This window comes from Paenibacillus sp. EKM211P, assembly GCF_011066175.1.
In the GTDB taxonomy this organism is placed as follows: domain Bacteria; phylum Bacillota; class Bacilli; order Paenibacillales; family Paenibacillaceae; genus Paenibacillus; species Paenibacillus polymyxa.
Genome location: NZ_JAAMNS010000068.1, coordinates 1 through 306 on the forward strand (window position 1 = coordinate 1; position 306 = coordinate 306).

At 62.4% G+C, this 306-nt stretch carries 1 protein-coding gene; it reads right to left on the reverse strand.

Going from position 1 to position 306, the window contains the following annotated elements; translation table 11 throughout:
* A partial coding sequence (locus tag G9G57_RS25385; RefSeq protein ID WP_164965692.1) for an AMP-binding enzyme occupies nt 1–306 on the reverse strand: 306 nt, incomplete at both ends.

The window sequence follows — 306 nt, forward strand, 5'->3', positions numbered from 1 at the left end:
CGAACAAGCACATCCTGCCAAATGGCGGCCAGCTTCGCCTCCAGTTCGGTGCGCGGCGCCACGTATTCGCGGCCTCCGCCTGCTCCCCCTTCCGGTGCCGGCAGCGCCTTCCGGTCGATCTTTCCGTTCGGCGTCAGAGGCAGGCGCTCCAACTCCACGAAGTACGACGGGATCATGTACCCCGGCAGCTCGCTGGCAATCGCCCGCTTCAGGTCCGCCGCCGTCAAGTCTTCTTCCGCTGTATAATAAGCGCACAAAGCTTTCTGACCTTCTTGATCTTCCCTGACGACGACGACCGCTTCCTTC